This window comes from Castellaniella denitrificans (assembly GCF_027214045.1).
GTDB classification, from domain to species: Bacteria; Pseudomonadota; Gammaproteobacteria; order Burkholderiales; family Burkholderiaceae_B; genus Castellaniella; species Castellaniella denitrificans_A.
Window position 1 is genome coordinate 329089 of record NZ_JAPWHE010000002.1, and the last position, 21412, is coordinate 350500.

At 65.4% G+C, this 21412-nt stretch carries 28 protein-coding genes; 7 read left to right on the forward strand and 21 right to left on the reverse strand.

The window, feature by feature from the left end:
* Nucleotides 1–5 precede the first annotated feature (5 nt).
* The 21 genes from sctU to O4H32_RS05775 form a co-directional block, all read right to left on the reverse strand.
* On the reverse strand, nt 6–1058 hold the full coding sequence (gene sctU, locus O4H32_RS05675) for a type III secretion system export apparatus subunit SctU (protein ID WP_269357485.1): 1053 nt from the start codon (nt 1056–1058) through the stop codon (nt 6–8).
* Entirely contained in the window at nt 1055–1855 is an 801-nt protein-coding gene (sctT, locus tag O4H32_RS05680) for a type III secretion system export apparatus subunit SctT (RefSeq protein WP_269357487.1), read from the reverse strand. The genes sctU and sctT overlap by 4 nt, the downstream gene beginning before the upstream one ends.
* A gap of 13 nt (nt 1856–1868) precedes the next feature.
* Nucleotides 1869–2135: a type III secretion system export apparatus subunit SctS gene (gene sctS / locus O4H32_RS05685; RefSeq protein WP_269357489.1), complete on the reverse strand. Its 267-nt coding sequence runs from the start codon at nt 2133–2135 to the stop codon at nt 1869–1871.
* Between the two features lie 7 nt (nt 2136–2142).
* A complete protein-coding gene (gene sctR, locus O4H32_RS05690; RefSeq protein WP_269357491.1) occupies nt 2143–2823 on the reverse strand; it encodes a type III secretion system export apparatus subunit SctR in 681 nt (226 codons plus the stop codon).
* Nucleotides 2813–3886, reverse strand: a complete 1074-nt coding sequence (gene sctQ, locus O4H32_RS05695) for a type III secretion system cytoplasmic ring protein SctQ (protein ID WP_269357493.1) — start codon at nt 3884–3886, stop codon at nt 2813–2815. Before sctQ ends, sctR begins: the two co-directional genes overlap by 11 nt.
* A 22-nt stretch (nt 3887–3908) precedes the next feature.
* Nucleotides 3909–4478 carry a type III secretion HpaP family protein gene (locus O4H32_RS05700; protein ID WP_269357495.1) on the reverse strand — a complete coding sequence of 190 codons (570 nt, stop codon included), beginning with the start codon at nt 4476–4478 and terminating at the stop codon, nt 3909–3911.
* The gene (locus O4H32_RS05705; RefSeq protein ID WP_269357497.1) at nt 4475–4981 is read right to left on the reverse strand and encodes a type III secretion protein; all 507 of its coding nucleotides are present in this window, start codon (nt 4979–4981) and stop codon (nt 4475–4477) included. The genes O4H32_RS05700 and O4H32_RS05705 overlap by 4 nt, the downstream gene beginning before the upstream one ends.
* Nucleotides 4978–6315 (reverse strand): type III secretion system ATPase SctN, encoded by a 1338-nt coding sequence (gene sctN / locus O4H32_RS05710; protein ID WP_269357499.1) that lies wholly within the window; start codon nt 6313–6315, stop codon nt 4978–4980. Before sctN ends, O4H32_RS05705 begins: the two co-directional genes overlap by 4 nt.
* Before the next feature lie 15 nt (nt 6316–6330).
* Complete coding sequence (locus O4H32_RS05715; protein ID WP_269357500.1) at nt 6331–6969, reverse strand: HrpE/YscL family type III secretion apparatus protein; 639 nt, start codon at nt 6967–6969, stop codon at nt 6331–6333.
* On the reverse strand, nt 6939–7577 hold the full coding sequence (locus O4H32_RS05720; protein ID WP_269357502.1) for a SctK family type III secretion system sorting platform protein: 639 nt from the start codon (nt 7575–7577) through the stop codon (nt 6939–6941). The genes O4H32_RS05715 and O4H32_RS05720 overlap by 31 nt, the downstream gene beginning before the upstream one ends.
* Nucleotides 7574–8425 carry a type III secretion system inner membrane ring lipoprotein SctJ gene (gene sctJ / locus O4H32_RS05725; protein WP_269357504.1) on the reverse strand — a complete coding sequence of 284 codons (852 nt, stop codon included), beginning with the start codon at nt 8423–8425 and terminating at the stop codon, nt 7574–7576. Before sctJ ends, O4H32_RS05720 begins: the two co-directional genes overlap by 4 nt.
* Nucleotides 8425–8850, reverse strand: coding sequence for a type III secretion system inner rod subunit SctI (gene sctI / locus O4H32_RS05730; protein ID WP_269357505.1), 426 nt, complete (start codon nt 8848–8850; stop codon nt 8425–8427). Before sctI ends, sctJ begins: the two co-directional genes overlap by 1 nt.
* 15 nt (nt 8851–8865) lie before the next feature.
* A complete protein-coding gene (locus O4H32_RS05735; protein ID WP_269357507.1) occupies nt 8866–9249 on the reverse strand; it encodes a hypothetical protein in 384 nt (127 codons plus the stop codon).
* A gap of 74 nt (nt 9250–9323) precedes the next feature.
* Nucleotides 9324–9800: a SycD/LcrH family type III secretion system chaperone gene (locus O4H32_RS05740; RefSeq protein WP_269357508.1), complete on the reverse strand. Its 477-nt coding sequence runs from the start codon at nt 9798–9800 to the stop codon at nt 9324–9326.
* A gap of 28 nt (nt 9801–9828) precedes the next feature.
* Nucleotides 9829–11106 (reverse strand): type III secretion system translocon subunit SseC family protein, encoded by a 1278-nt coding sequence (gene sctE, locus O4H32_RS05745; RefSeq protein WP_269357510.1) that lies wholly within the window; start codon nt 11104–11106, stop codon nt 9829–9831.
* A 29-nt stretch (nt 11107–11135) separates the two neighbouring features.
* Nucleotides 11136–12026 (reverse strand): type III secretion system translocon subunit SctB, encoded by an 891-nt coding sequence (gene sctB / locus O4H32_RS05750; protein ID WP_269357511.1) that lies wholly within the window; start codon nt 12024–12026, stop codon nt 11136–11138.
* Between the two features lie 104 nt (nt 12027–12130).
* Nucleotides 12131–12634, reverse strand: coding sequence for a SycD/LcrH family type III secretion system chaperone (locus tag O4H32_RS05755; protein WP_269357513.1), 504 nt, complete (start codon nt 12632–12634; stop codon nt 12131–12133).
* Nucleotides 12635–12684: 50 nt separating this feature from the next.
* Nucleotides 12685–12972, reverse strand: a complete 288-nt coding sequence (btc22, locus tag O4H32_RS05760; protein WP_269357515.1) for a Btc22 family type III secretion system chaperone — start codon at nt 12970–12972, stop codon at nt 12685–12687.
* A gap of 16 nt (nt 12973–12988) precedes the next feature.
* Nucleotides 12989–13609, reverse strand: coding sequence for a hypothetical protein (locus O4H32_RS05765; protein ID WP_269357516.1), 621 nt, complete (start codon nt 13607–13609; stop codon nt 12989–12991).
* 79 nt (nt 13610–13688) lie between these two features.
* Nucleotides 13689–14312 (reverse strand): hypothetical protein, encoded by a 624-nt coding sequence (locus O4H32_RS05770; RefSeq protein WP_269357517.1) that lies wholly within the window; start codon nt 14310–14312, stop codon nt 13689–13691.
* A gap of 67 nt (nt 14313–14379) precedes the next feature.
* Nucleotides 14380–15012, reverse strand: a complete 633-nt coding sequence (locus O4H32_RS05775; protein WP_269357519.1) for a hypothetical protein — start codon at nt 15010–15012, stop codon at nt 14380–14382.
* Nucleotides 15013–15292: 280 nt separating this feature from the next.
* Here O4H32_RS05775 and sctW point away from each other — a divergent pair, with 280 nt between their 5' ends.
* The 7 genes from sctW to O4H32_RS05810 form a co-directional block, all read left to right on the forward strand.
* Entirely contained in the window at nt 15293–16396 is a 1104-nt protein-coding gene (gene sctW, locus O4H32_RS05780) for a type III secretion system gatekeeper subunit SctW (protein WP_269357521.1), read from the forward strand.
* The gene (locus O4H32_RS05785; RefSeq protein WP_269357522.1) at nt 16396–16779 is read left to right on the forward strand and encodes a type III secretion system chaperone family protein; all 384 of its coding nucleotides are present in this window, start codon (nt 16396–16398) and stop codon (nt 16777–16779) included. The genes sctW and O4H32_RS05785 overlap by 1 nt, the downstream gene beginning before the upstream one ends.
* A gap of 13 nt (nt 16780–16792) precedes the next feature.
* Nucleotides 16793–17194: a type III secretion apparatus assembly protein SctX gene (gene sctX / locus O4H32_RS05790; RefSeq protein WP_269357524.1), complete on the forward strand. Its 402-nt coding sequence runs from the start codon at nt 16793–16795 to the stop codon at nt 17192–17194.
* Nucleotides 17195–17198: 4 nt separating this feature from the next.
* Nucleotides 17199–17591, forward strand: a complete 393-nt coding sequence (gene sctY, locus O4H32_RS05795; RefSeq protein WP_269357526.1) for a type III secretion apparatus assembly chaperone SctY — start codon at nt 17199–17201, stop codon at nt 17589–17591.
* Between the two features lie 10 nt (nt 17592–17601).
* Complete coding sequence (gene sctV / locus O4H32_RS05800) at nt 17602–19698, forward strand: type III secretion system export apparatus subunit SctV (RefSeq protein WP_269357527.1); 2097 nt, start codon at nt 17602–17604, stop codon at nt 19696–19698.
* A 55-nt stretch (nt 19699–19753) separates the two neighbouring features.
* A complete protein-coding gene (gene sctD / locus O4H32_RS05805) occupies nt 19754–21130 on the forward strand; it encodes a type III secretion system inner membrane ring subunit SctD (protein ID WP_269357528.1) in 1377 nt (458 codons plus the stop codon).
* A 14-nt stretch (nt 21131–21144) separates the two neighbouring features.
* Nucleotides 21145–21412, forward strand: a 268-nt coding sequence (locus O4H32_RS05810; protein ID WP_269357530.1) for a hypothetical protein, incomplete at its 3' end; no start/stop codon positions are given.

Here is a 21412-nt window from a genome sequence, read left to right on the forward strand (position 1 = left end):
TTCTTCTACTCCGGTGATTCCGCCGCCAGCTTGCGCACCAGGCGCAGCACTTCGGCAACAGGTTCGATGAGTTCGCTCGGGACGTATTGATCCAGCTGCGCGTCGGCCATCAAGGCACGCGCCAGGGGGATGTTCTGCATGACGGGCACGCCGGCTTCACGCGCGGCGCGCATCATTTCCTCCGCCAGGGCGCCCTCGCCCTTGGCGAGCACCACGGGAAGCGGCGTTTCGTCTTCGTCATAGTAAAGCGCGATCGCCAGGTGCGTCGGGTTGGTCACCACCACCGTGGCCTTGCGCGCGCTCTGGACGGCACCCTGCATGACCATTTCCTGGTGCAGGTGCTTGCGCTTGCCCTTGATGTGGGGGTCGCCTTCCATTTCCTTGTATTCCTGCTTGACTTCTTCCTTGCTCATCATCAGCTGCTTGCGGTGCTGCATGCGCTGCCAGACGAAATCGGCCAGGGAGATGATGACGTAGGCGACCGCCACATTGACGATCAGCGTGCGCAGCATGCCGCCCACGCCGATCTGCAAGCCGGCCAGCCCGCTGTGCGGCACCGACATCAGTTGGGGCAGCGCATCGCGCACCACCATCGTGACCAGGACCGAGAGAAAAGCGATCTTGAAAGCCGATTTGAGGAATTCGACCAGATTCTTCTTGGAGAAGATGTTCTTCAGATTGCTGGCGGGGTTGAGCTTTTTCCCCGAAGGGATCAGTTTTTTGAAGGCCAGCACGATGCCGACCTGCAGGAACTCGCTGAACATGCCGATGCCCAGCACGATCAGGAAAAAAGGCAGCAACAGCAGCAAGGCCTCGCGCAAGACGGTGTCCAGCGCGGCCTTGAGCGCTATTTCAAAGGGCATGCCCGTCAGGCCCGCCGGTGTCAGCAGGATCCGGCCCAGCGACTCGATCAGGTTCGTGGCATTGGCCAGCATGTAGCCGAACAAGGCCAGGATCAGCAAGGTCTGGGTGAAGTCCTTGCTGTGCGCGACGTCCCCTTTCTCGCGGGATTCGCGCAGCCGCTTGGCGCTCGGCTGTTCGGTCTTTTCTCCGCTCATGGAAGCCTCCATTGATCATCGAGGAAAGGCAGGATGCCGGGAATGTCGCGCACCGTGTCGCCGGCATATTCGAACAGCGGGCTCATGTAGAGCACCAGCACCAGCAACGCCAGGCCGCTCTTGATGGGCATGGCCAGGAAGAACACCTGCAGTTGCGGCGCAAAGCGGCTGACGAGGGCGAGGCCCAGCTCGGCCAGAAACATGGCCACGATGGCAGGCGCGGCGAACAGCAGCACCAACCGCATGAAGCGGCTGAGCTGGTCCAGCATCAGCGGGATGCTGTCGGCGCGCAGCGTCGGCGACCAGGACCACAGATCCCACAGGCGGAAACTGTCGTACAGCAGCGTCAGCATCAGCGTGAAGCCGCCGCCGACCAGGAAAAACACCATGAACGCCTGATTGAAGAGGATGCCCATGGGCGAGGAATCGTTGCCCGTGGCCGGGTTGATGGTGGCCCCCAGACTGGCGCCGCGCTGGTTGTCGATGACGAAACCGACCGCTTCGAAAATCCAGAACGGCAACGCCACCAGGTAGCCCATCACCAGGCCGATGAAGACTTCCTTGGCGATCAGCAGCAGCAAGGCCGCCGTGCCCAGGTCCAGTTCCGCGTAGCGCGGCATCACCATGGGCACCAGCACCAGCCCGAGCGCGGCGCAGATGCCGTAACGCAGCAGGCCCGGCAGCAGTTGCCGGTTGAACAGGGGCAGCATGGCGCACATGGCCAGGAGCCTGGGCTGTGTCAGCGCCCAGGCCCCCAGGAACACATTGACTTCCGCATAGGCCGCACCGTTGAGCATGTCCCGTCCGTCCTCAGCGTATCTTGTGGAACAGGTCGAACACGGACACGGCGTAGTTGTAGAGCTCGCCGCTGAGCCAGCGCGCCGTGAACAGCAGGGTCACGAACACGGCGATCAGCTTGATCGCGAAGGACAGGGTCTGCTCCTGGATCTGCGTCAACGCCTGGAACAACGAAAACAGCGTCCCCACGATGGCCGCCACGGCGATTGGCGGCAGCGACAGCCACAACGTCAGGTAAAGCGCCTGGGTCATGTAGGAGACGATATCGACGGTTCCCATGCGCGCCTCAGGAGTAGGACAGGACCAGGCCCTGGATCAGCCGCGTCCAGCCGTCGATCATGACGAACAGGAAGAGCTTGAGCGGCATGGAGATCGTGACCGGCGACACCATCATCATGCCCATCGCCAGCAGGATGTTGGACACGATCAGGTCGATGATGACGAAGGGCAGGTAGAGCAGGAAACCGATCTGGAACGCCGCCGTGAGCTCCGATACCAGAAAAGCCGGGATCAGCACGATCATGTCGTCCTGTCGCAGCTCGCGCGCCTGGGCCTCGCCCCACAGATGGCGCGCGGTGCGCACGAAGAAATCCCGCTGCTCGGGTCGACTGTTCTTCAGCATGAAACCGCGCAGCGGCTCGATGCCCCGCGCCACGGCGGTCAGCATCGAGCCGACCGGATCGTTGCGTGGCTCGGCGGCGGCGGACTGGCTGACCGGCGCACTCACGGCGCGCAACTCTTGTCCGACCTGCATGACCACCGGCCCCATCACATAGACCGACAGGATCACGGCCAGGCCATAGAGCGCCATGTTGGGCGGCACTTGCTGCACACCCAGGGCATTGCGCACCAATGCGAACACCACGGCCAGCTTCAGAAAGGAGGTGGTCATCACGGCGGCCAGCGGCAACAGCGCCAGCAGCGCCAGTGCGATGGCCAGGCTGATGGGATCGAAATTACCGCTCATGGGATTTCTGGCCCAGTGTGCCGACGCGCACGCCGATCCGGCCTTCCACCTCGACCAGGTCGCCGGTGCCGATCAGCGCACCGTTGGCGCGGATCATGACCGGCCCGTCGGCCAGCGGTCTTTGGAGGTCGAATATGGCGCCCGGCTGCAACGCGCGCAGTTCGGCCAGCGGCAGGGCACGGTCGCCCAGGTCGAAAGTCAGCCGCACCGGCACGGCGTCCAGGTCCAGCGGCTCGGCGGGCGGTGCGTCTTCAGCGGGAGGGGCGGTTTGAGTCATGAGTGAAGTCCAGCCTTGAGTCACGAGATAAGAGGAGTGTTCGGCACGCACGCGCAGGCCCTGGCCCTGGGGAATGCCCAGCCAGAGTTCGCCCTCGGGGCCGACCAGATACTGGTCCAGCAGGATGACATCGCCCGCGCCCAGGGCGCGCAGTTCGGCGGTCGGCAGATCGGCACACCCGATCTCCGCGCGCAGACGGACCGGCAGGGCCGATTCATCGCAGACCTCCGACCCGCCCGGCGGCACCCGGCCCAGCAGGCCGGCCAGCAGCATCAGCCCCAGGTCATCGGCCTCCAGCACCATCAGCGCCGTTTCGCCGCGCGTCTCCGCCCGGGCGGCCAGGGTCCAGACATGGGGCAACGACACCTCGCGGGGCTCGGCCAGGACGTGCACCGGGCCGCCCGTCGAAACCGACGTCAGCGCCGTCGCCGCCTCGGCCAGCAGCGTCTCCAGGGCGGCCGCCCGCAACGCCTCGGGCAGTTCCCCCGCCCCCAGTTCCGGCAGCCGGGCATCGACCCAGGCCGTGAGGGCGGCCGGCGGCATGCTCAAGCGCAAGGCGGCGCCCGCCCATTCCAGATCGGCCCGATAAGAGGCCGCCTGGCGCAGGGCATCCGGCACGCCCGGCGTCAGCCCCAGGTGCCAGTTGTCTGCGGGCGCGTCGGCGCCGTCGGGCACCGGGAGCGCGACCCGCAGATCCGCGCCGTGGATCGCGACGAGTGTCAGCGCCTGGGCCTGATTGGCGGTCAAGCGCGGCAGGGTGGCGATCCGTGGGGACAATGTGTTCATCGCATCCATGAAACCATCTTCATCATGCGGCCGCGGCCGCTTCCAACAGGCAGGGGTCTTCCGGGTCATCGGTGCTCACCCGCACCAGCACGGCGCGCGCGAGCGATTGCGCAAGCTCGTCGGCCAGGGACTGCGCGCAACGGTTCAGCGTTTCGCGCGAAGCCTCGCTGGCGCAGGTGAAAGCGGCCACCAGGCGGCCTTCTTCCTCGTAGACGGACAAGGTCACACCCGGCAGGACCTCGGCCTTCAGATCCAGGCGCACCTCGCGTCGGCCGCTGCCGCCATCGCCCACCAGCATGCGGTCGGCCGCCTCGCTCAACGCTTTCGCCAGACCTTCCGGGGCGGCCCCGGGCTCCGGCACCCCGGGAGGCATGATCGTACCGGGAAAAACGAACGGTTTGGGCGTCTCGACCGACGAATCGGCGGTTTCCTGCGACGATGCGCCGCCATCCTGCGCCAGCGCCTGTTCGAAAGCGCGGCGATCCGCGTCGGACGCGTCGCGGCGCGGCGTGCCTGCGCCCTGCTGCCCCAGGTCCGGCATGCTTCGGGCCAGACCGATGTCCAGATCAATGCGGCGCTCAGTCATGTTCATGCGGGCTCATATTCGTCATGCTGTGTCCAGTCGTCATGGTCGCGCGTCACGGACGCGGCCTCTTCCATTTCCAGATCTTCCTTGCGTTCCATTTCGCGCAATTCCTCGGCTGCGTGCAAGCTGGCCAACTGGACGAATTTCTCGACCATGCGCGAGGCCTCGCGATGCGCCTCGCGAAACTGGGCCAACTGCTCCGCCTCGCGGCGCGCCTGCTCCCCGGCTTCTTCGACGCGGTTTTCCCGATCATGCTCGCCTTCACGCAAGCCGGCCACGTCGTCCAGGACGTCCTCGATTTCGCTCGGGCGCACCAGGCGGCTGCACAGGTCCTGGTACATGTCCAGTTCCCTTTGCTGCGACCAGCGTCGGTATTCCTCGAGCTGCTCCAGTGCCTGTACCCTCAGTCTTTCGGCCTCGGCCAGCGCCAGGCGCTGCCGCGTCACGGCCAGTTCCGCCTGCCCCTCGCGAAAGCGCTTGATGGCCATCAGTTCGCGGAACACATTCATGTGGCGGCCTCTCCGACAATGGCGGCCATGGCCTCGATCGCCTCGGGCAGGGTCGAATGCTCGTCGGTCTTTTGACGCAGGAAACGGTTGATGGCATCGATCTTGTCGATGGCTTCATCCGTCACGGCGTCCCCGCCGCGCTTGTACTCGCCGATTTTCACCAGCAGTTCGACTTCCTGGTATTTGGCCATCAGTTCGCGCACCCGGCCGGCGAGCCGCTTGTGCTCGCTCGTCACAACGGCGTTCATGACCCGGCTGGCCGAGGCCAGCACGTCGATGGCCGGATAGTGGTTGGCGGAACCCAGCTTGCGCGACAGCACGATGTGCCCGTCCAGGATGGAGCGCGTTTCGTCGGCGATGGGCTCGGTCATGTCGTCACCCTCGACCAGCACGGTATAGAGTGCGGTGATGGAGCCGTGCTCGTTCATGCCGACCCGTTCCATGAGCTTGGGCAAGGTCGCGAAGACGGACGGCGGATAACCCCGGCGCGTCGGCGGCTCGCCGGCCGCCAGGCCGATCTCGCGCTGCGCGCGGGCGAAACGCGTGACCGAATCCATCAGGAACAGCACGCGTTTGCCCTGGTCGCGGAAGTACTCCGCGATGGCCGTGGCGACATAGGAGGCCTTGGCGCGCTCCATCGAGGATTTGTCGCTGGTGGCGCACACGATGACGCTCTTGCGCCGTCCCTCCGGCCCCAGTTCGTGCTCCAGGAACTCGCGCACTTCGCGCCCCCGCTCGCCGATCAGCGCCACCACGGTCACGTCCACGTCGGCGCCCTTGACCAGCATGCCCATCAACGTGGACTTGCCACCGCCGGCCGCCGCGAAGATGCCCATGCGTTGGCCTTCGCCACAGGTCAGCACGCCGTCCAGCGCCCGCACGCCAAGCTCCAGCGGCTTGTCGATGATGCGGCGCTTGAGCGGATCGGGCGCCTCGGCGAAGACGGGATAGAACTTGCTCGCCTCCAGGGGCCCGCGCTCGACCACGTCCAGGGGCCGTCCCAGGCCGTCGAGCACCCGGCCCAGCAAGCCCGGCCCCACGGGCACCATATGCGCCCGGCCGGTGGGGATGACCTCGGTCGCGGACGAAATGCCGTACATGTCCCCCAGCGGCGTCAGCAAGGCGGCGTCCCGGGCAAAGCCCACGACCTCGCCCTTCATTTCGAAACTCTCGCCTGGATTGCGCAGGATGCAGACTTCGCCGACCTTGACCGTCGGCACGACGGCCTTGATGATGGTCCCGATGACCTGCGTCACCCGCCCCTTGATCCGCAGGGTCGGCGTATCGTGCAACGCCATTTCCATCATTTCGGTGATGTATTCGAACTGACGCATGGCCATGCCCTCGCCCTAGACCCGGCTGCCCAGCGTACGCTGGAAAGCGCCCTGCAGGGCGGAGATCTGGCCCTCCAGACTGGCCTCGACCATGCCGATCTCGCTTTCGAGGATGCAGGCGCCCTGGGCCAGCCGGGCGTCCGCCATCAGATCCAGGTAGCCGATCCCGGGATACTCGGCCAGGATGTCGTTGATCCGCGCACGGACGACTTCGACTTCATCGGGATTCAGCCGCAAGGTCATGTGCTTCTGGTTGCGCACCACGGCCAGCACATTGCGCACCACGATCATGACTTTATCGCGGTCGTCGAAACCGTCGACGACCTTGCGCACGGCCGACATGACCAGATCGACCATCTCGTTTTCGACACCCGCGAAATAATCCACCGTGCGCCCGACGGTCTCGATCATTTTCTCGGCCTGGTCCAGCAAGGCCTCCTGTTTGCCATCCTCGTAGCCGCGGCGGCGCTCGGCCTCGAAGGCTTCCTGGGCGCCCGCCAGGATGGCGTCGGCCTGCGCGCGCGCCTCGTCGAGCAGCGCCTGGGCCTGGACCAGCGCGGTGTAATCGGCCGCGCGCAGGACACGGGCCGAGGGGTCCGGGATCGCCTCAAGTGGGCGCGGACTCAATGCGTTGCGAGAAATGAGGAATGCCATGTCGGTTCTATTTGTTCGAGAACGGCCAAGGTCAGATCCAGCGGCGCCCAGCCCTCTTCCGGCGGCTCGGCATCCGGATCTTCCTCCAGCCTGAGATCGGCGCGCCGGCCGAGTTCCGGACCGGCTGCCTGGAAAACGGCGCGCAGGGCCGCGCGGCCGATCCGGTCCACGCGGCCGGCCAGCGCCATGACGGGGTCGGCATCCTGGTCCGCCGGGCGGGACCAGGGTCCGGTTTTCGCCTGTTGGGCAAAGGCCAGCACATCGGCCCCCAGCACGGCCGACAACTCGCGCACCTGGTCGCCCGCCACGACCCGGCGCAAGCGCGGCGCGCAGCGCACGGCGCCCACGTGGCGCGCGAGCCTGGCCAGACGGTCCGGGGGCAGCAGAGCCAGAGGGAGTTCGGGCCGGTCCGCGTCGAGCACCGGGCGATCATGCAGATCCAGCCGGCGCAGGATCGCGCCCGACCAGTGCCGGTGCCAGGCGGCCGCGCAGGCGGCGGGCACCGGCCGGGACGGCGCCCCGAAGGCGGCGTGCCGGCTGGGGTGAAGCGTAAGGCTGGGCAGAAGATTGAACGCCAGCAGCCGCGCGCCGAACAGCATGGCGCTCATTCGGAGCCCTCGCGCACAGGCTGCTGACGGATCGCCGGTTCACGACGATCTTTGGGCACGACACCCAGCAGCGACCAGCCTCCGCGCCAAAGCAGGTAGCCCAGGCCGCCGGCCAGCCCCAGGATCAGCAGCACCAGCACGCCCAGCAGCACACCAAGCCCCCCTGCCGACGTCTGCGCCACCTGGAACCCCAGGAGCGAGACCTGCACGGGAGTCTCACGGTCCACGCTCGTGCCGGGCTGGGCGGATACGAGCACGATCGAGACCCTGTCTTCGGTCAAGCCGGGGATGGAATGCGTCACCAACTGGCGGATCTGGGGCTTGAGCGCGTCGAAGGAATAGCCGACCCGGTGCTTGATGAACACGGCCGCCGTCGAGGGGGTGGCGGCTTCGCCGATTTCGCCCCGCTCGGGCAGCACCACGTGCACGCGCGCCGCCAGCACGCCATCCATCTGCGACAGGGTATTGGTCAGTTCCTGAGACAGGGCATAGATGTACCGGGCGCGCTCTTCCAGGGGAGAAGACACCAGGCCTTCCTTGCGGAAGATCTGACCCATGCCGTCGAAGCGCTCGCGCGGGAGACCCCGGGAACGCAGAATGTCCAGGGCCCGGGCTACCTGGGAACCGTCGACGGAGACCGCCACCCCTTCCTTGCCGGAGATCTTTTCGGCATGGATGCCCGCATCCAGCAGCACCGACAGCAGTTCGTTGGCCTCGCCTTCGCTGGCCGACGAATACAGGGTCACATTGGACCCGCAGGCCGCCAAGGCCGACAGCACCACGGCGGCCAAGGCCAGTCGCAGCGTCCGAGCGAAGAAGTACGTTGAAAACACGTTTGAAAGAGCCATCAAGACATCCTGACCAGCGTATCGACATTCTGGGTGGAGCGAGACACCGCCTTGCCCACCAGTTCGTACTGCACCGAAACCTGCAGCAGTTCGGTCTGCAGGCGCAGCATGTCGCTGACCGCCGGCTGCCCCCCCATGCCGTCCAGGCTGTGCGCGACGTCCTTCCATTTGTCCGAAAAGTCGGTCGCCACGCCACGCAGGCCTGAAAGAATCTGGCCGCCCAGCGTGGGCGAGGCATCCGGTGGCGCCGCGGCAAAAGCCGACTGCAGCGCCGCCGGGACGCCGCCGAGCGCGGGGTCCTGGGGTGCGTTCATCAGGGCGTTGAAGCGCTCGGTCACCAGACTGGCCGGCTCGGCGCGCGCCGCGGACTGGGTCGCAGGCAAAGTCTGCGCACCCAGCGCGGCCGTCAGGGCAGCAATTTCCATGGTCGGACTCCTTGATTACACATCATTCTGCGTTTCGACGGCCAGGCCCAGCATCCGCCGGGCCAGCGCGGCGCCTTCCCCGGGCAGCGCGGCGGCGTCGGTCAGCGCCCGGCGGCTTTCGGCACCCCGACCGGCCAGTTGCAGCGCCAGGCCGCACCAGGCCCGCGCCAGCGCCTGTTCTTCGGGGTCGGTGAATTCGGCGTCTTCGAGCAGCCGGGCGGCCTCTGCGGCGCGGCCGGCGTTCAGGCGCGCCACGGCCAGCCCCACCAGGGGATAGGCCCGGTCCGGCCGCACGCGGCGCAATGCATTGAAAATCGGATCCGCCCGGCGCACGTCCCCCCGACCGGCGGCCAGCATGCCGATTTCGGTCAGGAAGCGGGCATCGTCGGCCTCAAGCACAAAAGCCGTCTCCGAAGAGACGGCTTGAAATCCGGGCGAAGACGCGCCGGAAGGAGGCGTTCGGCCCGCAGGCATCAGGAGACCCTTCTCCCGGCCAGATCGCGCAATACCTGGGCGCGGGGTCGAAGCGCATCGTATTCGCCCTCCGACTCCTCAATGCCGAGCAACACGCGGTCCAGTTCCTCGACCGCCTCGGCCGTGCGGCCCAGCATCAACAGACACTCGGCAATCTGCACGGCGGGCTCCGGACTGCCCGGGAACAGCGTGAGCAGCAGCGAATACATGCTGATGGCCTCTTCGTAGCGCCCGCATTGCTCCAGGCACAGGGCCAGCCCGGCGATATAGTGCCGCCGGGTGGGGCCGTAGGTGGCCAGAATCGAGAACACCGGCAGCGCCTGGGCATATTGCCCCTGGGTGACATGGGCGTAGGCCAGGGCGTAGATGACCTCGAGTTGCGAATTGCTCATGCGGGAACTGGCCGGCAGCGCCTGCAGGCCGTCGTAAAGCTGCTGACCGAACGGGCTGCGGGATGCGGTGGCGGGCTGGGACATGCGATTCTCCTTTGTGCGACTTGACCGGTCAGACCGTCGACCGGCTACCCATGTTCATGGCGATCTGGTTCATGTTGTCGGTCGTGCCGGCGATCATCTTGCTGACGAGCTGGGTGCTTTCCTCGATCTGCTGGATGATCTTCTTCATTTCCTCGCGACCTTCTTCCATCTGCTTCTGCAGCTTGAGCATCATGGCCTCGAGTTCCTTCTTGTCCGCGATCGCCTTATCGGCTTTTTCTTGCGACTGGGCCTTGGAGATGTTCAGGCCGCCCTGCGCGATCTGGGTTCCGCCGGAGACAACCGTGTTGGCCGTCGACATGACCGTGTTGAAAACCTTGATGGAGGAGAGTAGCACCTTGTTGCCGACCTGGGCCGCGGTCGAGGCCACGGACGAACCGCCCGTCATCACCGCCATGGCGATGCCGATGCCGATGGCGGCCGCGATCGTCAGCGCCATGCCGATATAGCCGGCGGTCTTCTCGTCCGCTCCGGCCATCAGGGCGATGCTCTGGGCCATATTGCCCAGCAGCGAAGGCTCGATGGCCAGCATGATGGGGCAGGTCATCGCCAGCACGCCGCCCATGATATTGCAAACGTTTTCCGCCTGCTTGGGATCCATGCCGCAGACATCGGTCAGGAATTTGCCGACCGTATGCTGGATCAGGCTGTTGATGCTGATTTCCGGACCGCCGCATTCCTTGGAAATGGCGCTGGCCAGCGTCATGGTGGCGCTGATGGCGCCCACGATGGCCAGGGCGAGCAGCGGCGCGGCCGAGCCGCCCGTGGCGACCGTCGCCGCAGCGGCCGCGATCACCGTCGCGATCGCCGCGACGAAGGCGAAGATCTTGCCGATCCAGCCGAAGATCTTGCCCAGCGCGCCCTTGGACTCGGCTTCCTTGCACTTGTCGATCCATTCCTGGATCTTCTCGAGCTGGTGCTCGGTGTTCTTTTCGGCCTTGATGCGCGCGGATTCCAGGCCTTTCTGGGCGGTGGAGAGCTGTTCGTCCTGGGTCTTGCTGCGCAGGCTGCGCAGCAGATCGACCATGTCGCTGGCGCTGAAGACCTCGCTCGGCGTATCGATGCGCGGCGCGCCGTTCTTGTCGATCAGCGGGTTGCCGCCGCGATCCGACACGCCGGAGCCTTCCTGCTGCCTGACGAGCGTCAGGACATCGTCATAGAACTTTTCAAGGTCGACCTGACCGGTTCCCATGGCGCCGGCCGTACCGTTCGATCCGTTGACTTGCCCGGGCGTCGGCCCCCCCAGCGGCGGCGTATAACCCGGTCCGTTCGAAATCGTCGTATTCATGTTCGCTCCTGGCTATCGTGGGCGCGTGGTCAGACGTTGCGCGAAATGCTGCGGTTGGTTTCGGTGCGCGCCTGGTCGATGGCGCCCAGCTTTTCCCGCACGTCGCGGATCACGTCCATCATCTGCTGCATCAGTTCGTTGGCCTGCTGCACGCTCTGCTCATGGACGCGGGCATCGGATTCAAGCTCGGACTTCTTGGCGTCGTGCTCGGCGGCCGCTTGCTCCCTGCCGGCGCCGATCATGCTGCCGACGCTGGAGAAGATGCCGCCCGCGCTTTGCGCGGTGCTGCTCAGCCCGGTGCCCCAATTGCCTTGCAACTTGCTGTCCTGAACGATCTGAAGATCGATCGGGGCGTTGGTCTTGGGATCGAGCCGGGCGCCCGTGGCGTGATCGACCTCGCCGCCGCTCTTGATGCTCTTGGCGCTCAGGATGCCGCCGACGACACTCATGCCGATCGAGGTGACGCCGCCGGCAATCTGGAACGAGCCCTGGATGATGGCCTGCTGCAGGCGGTCTTCGGCCGCATTGCGGATTTCCTGGGCGGCGTTCTTCAGGCTGGCGACCTGCGCCTGCGTTTCGGAATTCCGCACCTCGCGCGCCTGGTTGCGCATCTCCTGGGCGCACTTCTGGAACAGGGCCATCACCGAATAGATGTCGATGGACACCGTTTCAGTCCCGAGTTTGCCGAAGGGATCCCCCGAGGGCTTGACACCGGAGGGCTCCGGCAACATGGACCGCAGCAGGGCGTCGAGACGGCCCGCGCTGGATTCGTTGGTCTCCACCCCGATCAGCTTGAGCGCGACATCCATCGTGATGCCGGTGGTCTCCACCATCTTCTTCGTGGCGGCATCGAGGGACTTGGGATCGACGCCGGGAGGAATATAGCCGGGAGGGAAAGTGGATTGCAGGGAAATCGTCATGATGTGCTCCGGGATGCTGACTCGGTTTTCGTTCCGCGCCGTCATTGGCGCCTATGCAGATTAAGTGGACATCAGGGTCAAAGTCGTTCCATGCCGGAGCATGATTATTTGGCCGGGATCTTTGTCCGGACGGCCTTGAGCAGCATCTCGGCTCGCGCCTTGATCGCATCATGCTCGCCCGGCTTGCACAGGGTGTCGATCGCCAATTCCAGCGACTCGGCCGCTTCGGCCGGCCGGCCCAGGGCAAGCAGACATTCGGCGCAGTGGTAGACCGGCACCGGGTCGTCCAGGCGCATCACCGTCACGATCATGTATTGCTGCAGCGCTTCTTCGTAGCGCTTGGTCATCTGCAGCGCGGAGGCCAGGGCCAGCTGATAGCGCGCATCCATATGATCGTAGGAAACCAGCTGTGCGAAGATCTTGAAGGCATCGTTGTACTTGCCTTGGGCATAGAGCGCATGACCGTAGGCGTACATGGCTTCGCATTCCCGGGGCGACAGCCCCATCGCCTGGGCCAGCGTGCCGCCGGCCTTCCAGAGGCCGAGCAGATTCTCGGCGATACCGGCGGCTTCTTCTTCGGTGATCTCGGGGACCGTTTGCGCATTCATGGGCATTCCTTTGTAGTGTGCTGGCCGCCGCGCCGCGGCGGCGGTTTGTCTCAGATCATGTTGCGGATCTTGCGCATGCCGCCCGTCGTCCGTGGCGCGGCATTGGCGAAACTCAGACGGGCGGCCTCTTCAGACACCTCGCGCTCGATGTCCTCCATGTCCTTTCGGAACAAAGCCTCGGCCTCGGCACGCTCCTTCGGCCCCATGGATTCGTTGAGCTTGCGCGCATCCAGCCCATGAGCCTGATAGATCTCCTGGGTCTCGCTCAGGCTCCGCTGAACCTCCTGGACCAGCGCCTCGGCTTCCTGCATGATTTCTTCGAGCGTCTTCTTGGCCATGATTGAATACCTGTCGTCAGATGTTGCGGATGATATTGGAAGTGCCGTCGGCGTGCTTTTTCTGCGTGTTGGTCAGGATTTCGATCGACTCGTTCTTTTTGTTGTTCAGGCTCTGCAATCGCAGCATGTCCATCTGCTGGTTGTTGCTTTCGGCATCGATCATACCCTTGACCTTGGTGATCGCCGCGTCGATCTGACCTTTGGTCGTGCCGCCGTTGCAGGTGTTTTTCTGACCCCTGATCACGTGGCCATGACCGTCGTCCACACTCTGGCCCGGCCCCGGGGTCACACGGCCATCCCCGGTGAAGCCGATATCGGAGATTCCGGCTTGCTTGATGGCGTCATTCAGCGGAATCTCATACTGGTCGACTTTGTCCCAGTTCCAGTCCTTGACCTTGCTGCCCGCGTCGGTTCCATCGATCGCGCCCTGGAATTTCGTCAGGGCGGACAATACGTTGTTGAGCTTGGCGATCTGGTCGTTGCGGGCCTGTACGGCCTTGACCTGGTCCACCAACTGCGCATCCAGCAACTTTACACGTTCGCCCTGAACCATTTGGATCAGCGTCTGGATGTCGCCGGAGGCGATCGCCTGGCTGATGTCGATGGGAAAAGGATTGCCCACACCGGAAGTATTCATGGTCTGCTCCTTGGTTCAAACCGCCTGGGCGGTCGAGTGAATGATGACGCCGGCCCGCAGATGCGGGCCGTGATGGACGTCAGAGATTGCGAATGATATTGGAATTGGCGTCGGTGTTCTTCTTCTGCGTGTTAGTCAGGATTTCAACCGACTCGTTCTTTTTGTTGTTCAGGCTCTGCAGCCGCAGCATGTCCATCTGCTGGTTGTTGCTTTCGGCATCGATCATGCCCTTGATCTTGGTGATGGCGGCGTCGATCTCGCCCTTGGTGGTACTGCCAGTCACCACATTGGTGCCGGACTCCAGCTTGCCGGCGCTGCCATCCCTGGACTCGCCGGGCTGCGGCGTGCGCTGGCCCGTGCGGTTCTGAAAACCCAGGTCCGTGATCCCGGCATCCCTGATGGCGTCGTTCAGCGGCATTTCGTACTGCTTGATCTTGTCGTTGCTCCACTCGCTGCCCTTGGGCTTGCTGCCGGCATCGGTGCCTTCGATCTGCGACGCGTAGGAATTGAGCCCCGCCAGCACGTTGTTGAGTTTGGCGATCTGGTCGTTGCGTGCCTGCACGGCCTTGACCTGGTCCACCAGTTGCGCATCCAGCAGATGGACGCGTTCGCTTTGCACCATCTGGATGAGGGTCTGGATGTCGCCGCTGGCCAGCGCGGCCTCGAAATTGAGGCCGCCGTTGTTGTTGACTGTCATGCTCATGATGAACTCCTTGTGTACGGGGCCGCCGCGAAAGCGGGCGGCACAAGCAAAACCTGACGGATGCCGATCAGAGGTTGCGAATGATGTTGGAATTGGCGTCGGTGTTTTTCTTCTGCGTGTTGGTCAGAACTTCAACCGACTCGTTCTTTTTGTTGTTCAGGCTCTGCAGCCGCAGCATGTCCATCTGCTGGTTGTTGCTTTCGGCATCGATCAGGCCCTTGACCTTGGTGATGGCGGCCTCGATTTCGCCGCGGGTCGAGTTGCCGGAAATAACGCTGTCGCCCTTGATGGAGTGGCCTTGGCCGCCGTCCTTCGGCAGGCCGGGTCCGGCCGTGCACTGCCCACCCACATTGGAATTGCCCGTCAGGTTCGAGAGACCCAGTTCGCGGATCTGGTCGTTCAGCGGCAATTCGATGTTGGTGATCGCATCGGCATTCCACTGGCTGTTGCCGTCGTTGATCTTTTTGTTCGCTTCGGTGCTGTTGGCCCGGCCCAGCACGGCGTTGAGCCCCGACAGCACGTTGTTGAGTTTGGCGATCTGGTCGTTGCGGGCCTGCACGGCCTTGACCTGGTCCACCAGTTGCGAGTCCAGCAGATGGACGCGTTCGCTTTGCACCATCTGAATGAGGGTCTGAATGTCGCCGCTGGCCAGCGCGGCCTCGAAATTGATACCGCCAGAGTTGGTTACCGGAGAGCTCATCATTAAATCATCCTATCATTGAGACTGCATTCGAATATGGCAGCAGATCAGTAACCGTTTCCGCCCGAGAGTTCCTGTCTGGGAGACCGGACCCGACCGCCTTCAAGAGCATGAGTGTCATCCGCCGTCCGCCAGTTCCATGCCTCCGGCCCTATCCGCCCGTCACCGGGAAAAACCCTGGCGCCGGGATTCCATGGCCCTTCTCCGCGTTGTTCATGGGAACCTTTCGCCCGGCGCGGTTACTATGCGAGCACAGCATCAACGCGGAGTTCCGCCCATCATGAATCGCATCGACACCGGAGGCCCCTCCCCCGGCTTCAGCTCACTCGGCCAGCAGGCCAGATTCGATTCCGGCCAGGCCCGGACAGGCACCCTGCTGGGCGAGCAGGCGGTGCTGCTGGACGGCGAGGTCTCCTCGCTGGGGGACGCGGCCGAGGAAATCAGCCTGCATATGGCTGAAAAAGTCGAAAACAAGCACCACGCGCAACGCAAGATCAAGTCCGAGCGCCCCATGGAACTGATGCGGCTCGAGGAAATCCTCGAGATGCTGCAGCAGACCAAGGATCCCGACGCCCAGGCCAAGCTCGAGGAACTGGCCGCCAGCCTGCTGGCGGGCAAGGGCGGGCCCAGGCAGCAGGCCGCCCAGGCCTTCGGCGACGTCTCACAGCAATACCTGGCCCTGCAATACACCCTGCGCAAGGGTGAACGGGATGGTGCCGGCCCCGAACTGCTGGAATCCCTGCGCGACGCGCTGGCCGACCTCGAGATCGAAAGCGGCCCCCAGATCCGGGCGGGGCTCAACACCCTGGACAGCGCCGGTGCGTTCGCCTCAAGCGCCCAGGGCGTCCGCGATTTCCAGAACACCTACCGCGACATCGTGCTTGGCGAGGACTCGCTGGGCAAGGTCCTGGACATGGCCCTGAACCGGTTCGGCGGCAAGGACGTGGGCCGCGGCCTGCAACAACTGATCCAGGCCCTGGGGCAGGATCTGGCGGCCACCCGTCCTTCCGTTTCGCCACAGCGTCTGCAAGCGCTCACCGGCGACCTGTATCATCTGCAGGTCGCCGTCACCGTGCTCGACGGCTGCGCGGGCCTGTCCGAGGACCTCCGGGCCAAGAGCCAGGGGGCGCCCGACGGGGAACGCCTGATGCGCGATCTGGTGGGACTGACCGGGGAAAAATGGCTCAACGACTCACGACTCACGACCCTGGCCCAGCAGCACGGCATCGCATCGCCCGACGGGCAGGTGACGTTCCTGTCAGGCGTCAAGTCCCTGATGGGCAACTTGCCCATCGAGGTATTCCCGGACGCCGAAGCCCGGCAAGGCGTCCTCAACGCCATCCAGGGCGCCCTGGACATGGCGATCGACGCAGAGGATCTTTGATGAGCAGTCCCAACGCCATCCTGCAGCAGTTCGGAGAGGCCACCGGCATTCCCGATCTGGGCTTCGACACCCGGGGCCAGGCCATTTTCCGCACCGAACCGGGCCGCCTGCTGGGGCTCGAACTGACCGACCGTGAAATCCTCGTCTACGCCGCCCTGCCTGTCCGCTACGATAGTGGCGACTGGATGCGGCGCGCCTGCAGGCGCGCCCACCACAGCCAACTGGGCGACTGGCCGGTGCAGCCGGCGCTGCGCGAATACGACGGCATCGCGCATCTGCTGGCGCTGACCCGGCTGGACGAACACGCATTCACCGAACCGCGCCTGCGCCAGGCGCTCGAATATCTGTCCCAGTGGCTCGACGCCCTGGGCGCGGACACCTGAACCGGAGCGCTCCATGCCTGACATCGGTCTCAACCGGCTCATGAGCTTCGATCACGGCATCGACGCCATCGTCTATGCCCGCAAGGACGAGCAGGCCACCCAGGGCCTTCCCGAACGGCGCAACCTGACGCCCACCGACGATCCGGTGCGCACCCAACTCACGCAACTGCTCGAGAAACCCAACATCGGCAGCTTCCTCGAAGAAGCCCTGCGCCCCGATATCGGCAACCGTGACCTGCTCATGCCCTCGCAATTCGCCGAGGCCCTGCGCGAAGCCCTGAAAGCGCTCGCCGGCCTGGCCGAAACCGGCGGGGGCGACAGCCGCGTCCTGAATCGCGCCGTGCGCCTGCTCAAGGAAGAAACCAACCTGCGCGATCTGGTCGCCATGTACCGCAGCGCCTTGTACCAGGGATGACGGCATGAGCACGCCGCCCGACGCCCCGAACGATCCGGAAGCCGCCCACCCGCTGGGCCCGCACGGTCCCACGCTGCTGGACCTGCTGTCGTACATCTACCTGGAGAACGACCGCCCGGAAAAGGCGGCCGTCCTGCTGTCCGCGCTCGACGAGCTGGGTATGGCCGGCGCGCGCCAGCTCGTCTCGCTGGCGCTGGCGCAACTGCGCGCCGGCAAGCCAGAAACCGCCCTGGGCACGCTGGACCGCGTGGCGCTCAAGGGGGGCCTGACGAGCGCCTTCCACCTGATCCGCGCCCAGACCCTGGTCGCCCTGGGGCGCGAGGCCGAGGCCGAGGCCGCCATGCGGGCCTACACGGACCTGCGCCCCCGACAGGACCATTCCGCCGATTCCCGCTGAGCGAGCCTCCATGCAACAAGCCCTAAACCGCGCCGTCACCCTGCTCACCAGCCGCAACGACATCGTCCTGGCGTTCCTGATCGTCTCGATCATCTTCATGATGATCCTGCCGCTGCCCACCTCGCTGGTGGACATGCTGATCGGCACCAACATGACGCTGTCGGCCATCTTGCTGATGGTGGCCATGTACCTGCCTTCGCCGCTGTCTTTCTCTTCCTTCCCCTCGGTCCTGCTGGTCACGACCCTGTTCCGCCTGGGCATTTCCATCGCCACCACGCGACTGATCCTGCTGCAGGGCGATGCCGGCCACATCATCGAAACCTTCGGCAATTTCGTGGTCGGGGGCAACCTGATCGTCGGCCTGGTGGTCTTCCTGATCCTGACCATCGTGCAGTTCGTCGTCATCACCAAGGGCGCCGAACGCGTGGCCGAGGTCGCGGCCCGCTTTTCCCTGGACGCCATGCCAGGCAAGCAGATGTCCATCGACGCCGACATGCGCGCCGGCACGATCGACATGGACGAGGCGCGCAAACGCCGCAGCCTGGTCGAAAAGGAAAGCCAGCTCTATGGCGCCATGGACGGCGCCATGAAGTTCGTCAAGGGCGACGCCATCGCGGGCCTGATCATCGTCGCGGTCAACCTGCTGGGGGGCATCCTCATCGGCACGCTGCAACGCGGGTTGTCCGCCGGCGAAGCCGTGCAGGTGTATTCCATCCTGACGATCGGCGACGGCCTGATCGCCCAGATCCCGGCCCTGTTCATCGCCATCTGCGCGGGTATCATCGTGACCCGCGTGCAGACCGGCGAAGGCGGCCCGTCGAACGTCGGCAAGGACATCGGCGCCCAGGTGCTGGCCCAGCCCCGCGCCCTGCTGATCGCCGCGGTGGTGGCCCTGGGCATGGGCCTGATCCCCGGGATGCCCACCCTGACCTTCCTCGCCCTGGCGCTCGTCGTGGGCACGATCGGTTTCGTGCTGCTGCGCAATACCCGCAAGGTCGTGGACGAGAAGACCGGCGAAATCACCGAAATCCCGGCGCTGGCGGCCGACGGCCAACCGGCCCCTAAGGCCAGGACCGAAGGCGGCGCCGAATTCGCCCCCACCCTGCCGCTGATGATGGACGTGGCGGCCGGCCTGCAACGGCATTTCGACGCCGACGAGCTGAACGAGGAACTGATCAAGATCCGTCGCGCGCTGTACTTCGACCTGGGTGTGCCGTTCCCGGGCATCCAGCTGCGCTTCAACGACGCCCTGCCGGAAAACACCTATCTCATCCTGCTCTCCGAAGTCCCGGTGTCGCAAGGCCAGTTGCGGCCCGGCTACGTGCTGGTGCGCGACACAGAACAGAATCTTCAGGCGCTGCAGGTGCCCTACACCACCGACAAGCCCTTCCTCCCCGGGATTCCGGCCTTGTGGACCGAAGCCTCGCACGTCCCCATGCTGGCCGCCGCCGGCATCCCCTGCCTGGATGCCCACCAGATCCTCACCTGGCACCTGGCCTTCGTGCTGAAAAAATATTCCTCGGACTTCATCGGCATCCAGGAAACGCGCTTCCTGCTGACTGCCATGGAAGATCGATTCCCCGATCTGGTCAAGGAGGCCCTGCGCGTGATGCCGGTGCAGAAACTCGCCGAAATCATGCAACGGCTGGTCTCCGAGGACATTTCCGTGCGCAACCTGCGCGCCGTGCTCGAAGCCCTGATCGAATGGGGACAGAAGGAAAAGGATTCCGTCCTGCTCACCGAATACGTGCGCGTGTCGCTCAAGCGGCACATCAGCCACAAATACTCCAGCGGCCAGAACATCCTGCCCGCCTATCTGCTGGCGCCCAACGTCGAGGAAACCATCCGCGGGGCGATCCGCCAGACATCGGCCGGCAGCTATCTGGCGCTGGATCCCGGCGCCACCAAGAAACTGGTCGAAAACATCCGGCAGACAGTGGGCGACATTTCGGCCAGCGCACGCAAACCGGTGCTGCTCACATCCATGGACATCCGCCGCTATCTGCGCAAGATGATCGAACAGGATCTGTACGAATTGCCGGTCCTGTCCTACCAGGAGCTCACCCAGGAAATCAACGTGCAGCCCCTGGCCCGGGTGGATCTATGATCCGTCGCCCCCCGATCCCCACGCGCAAGCGACGGCCTTCCCCCAGGAGGCCGGGATGAACGCGACGCTCGAACTGCGCGTGCTTTCCGGCCTGCACCGCGAGGCGCGCTGCCCCGTCACCCACGGCGCCCTGGTGGGCGCGGACCCCGATTGCGACATCGTCCTGGCCGACACCGGCCTGCCGGCCCGCGCGGCCCGGCTGATTCTGGACGACCAGGGCTGGAACCTGACGCCCGGCGAAAGCGAACCAGAGCCCGACGCGGCATCCGGCACGCCATACAATCAGCCGCTGCCCCTGGGCCCGGTCTGGCTCACCGTCGCCTATCCCGAAGACCCTTGGGTCGACGCGCCTGAAACAGCCAAGGCGGACGGCGACGACGCCGCGACCGAAACCAGCACCGACACTGAAACCGAAACCACGCCCACCGAGGCCGCCGAATCCGCTCCGGATCCCGATGACGCCTCAGGAGACGGGTCCACGCGAGCCGCGCCCGTCATTCATGCGGATCCCAGGCCGGACCGCGCCATCAGGCCCACGCGCGGCCGATCCTGGATCATGATCCTGGGCCTGGCCGCCGCCGGCCTGGCCATCGTCGTGGCGATGGCCATGGCCTGGCTGCTGCCGTCCAAGGTCCCGACACCCCCCCGTCCCGATCCGGGCATCGCCGCCAAGCAATCGTTGCCGCGCATCCAGGCCGTCCTGGAACGCCTGGGCCTGACCTCGCGCCTGCGGGCGTCCATGACGGCCGGCGGAACGACGGCACAGGTATCGGGCTGGGTAAAGGACGCGGACGAACGCGATGCGCTGGCCTCCGCGCTGGTGCAGATCTGGCCCATGCCGGCCATGCGGGTCAGCGTCGAAGCGGACGCGATCCGCACCGCTCGAACGGCACTGGAAACCTACTCGGTGACATACGCACCCCGCTACGATGGCGATGGCCGCCTGAGCATCCTGGGCATCGCGGCGGACGAAACGGAACGCACGGCGGCGATCGAGGCGGTCCGCACGCAGTTGCCGGGCATGACCGTCATGGGCAACACCATCCAGCTGGCGCCGGCCGTGGCCGACGCACTGACCCGGGAACTCGCGGCGGCCGGCCTGAGCGGCGTCACCCTGACCTGGGATCGCCACCATCTGCGCGCGGACTCATCCAGGCTGGACGACACCCAGCTGGCCCGGTTCGAGCACATCCTGGCGGAGTTCAATCGCCGCTTCTTCGATGTCGCCGCGCTGCCCGACGATGACCGGCCCGCCACCAGCACCGTGCCTTTCGGCATCCTCAGCGTGGTCAGCGGAAAAACGCCCTTTATCGTGCTGGAAGATGGGAGTAAATTGCTCGTAGGTGGTACTTATAGACAGTATCGCCTGACCGGCATCGAGGAACGACGCCTGACTTTCGACGGCCCTCGCCCCGCGATCGTGCTGCGCTGAACACGGACCGAACCATGACCACTGCCTTGACCGATCTCGAAGCCCGCCTGGCCGCCCCCGGCGGCGCGGCCCTGCGGGATGCGCTGTCCGCGCGGGCCGCCCACATGGAAGCGGCCCTGCGGGCCCGCATGGCCGCGGGCCTGCCGCGCGAGAACTTCCCGGTCTGGCGGGACATCGCCGACGCCCCGGGGGGGGCGGGGGGGGGGGGGGGCGGGGGGGCGCGCCCCCCCCGCGGCCCCCCCCCCCCGCCCCGGGCCCCGGGGCCGCGGGGGGGGGGGTTTT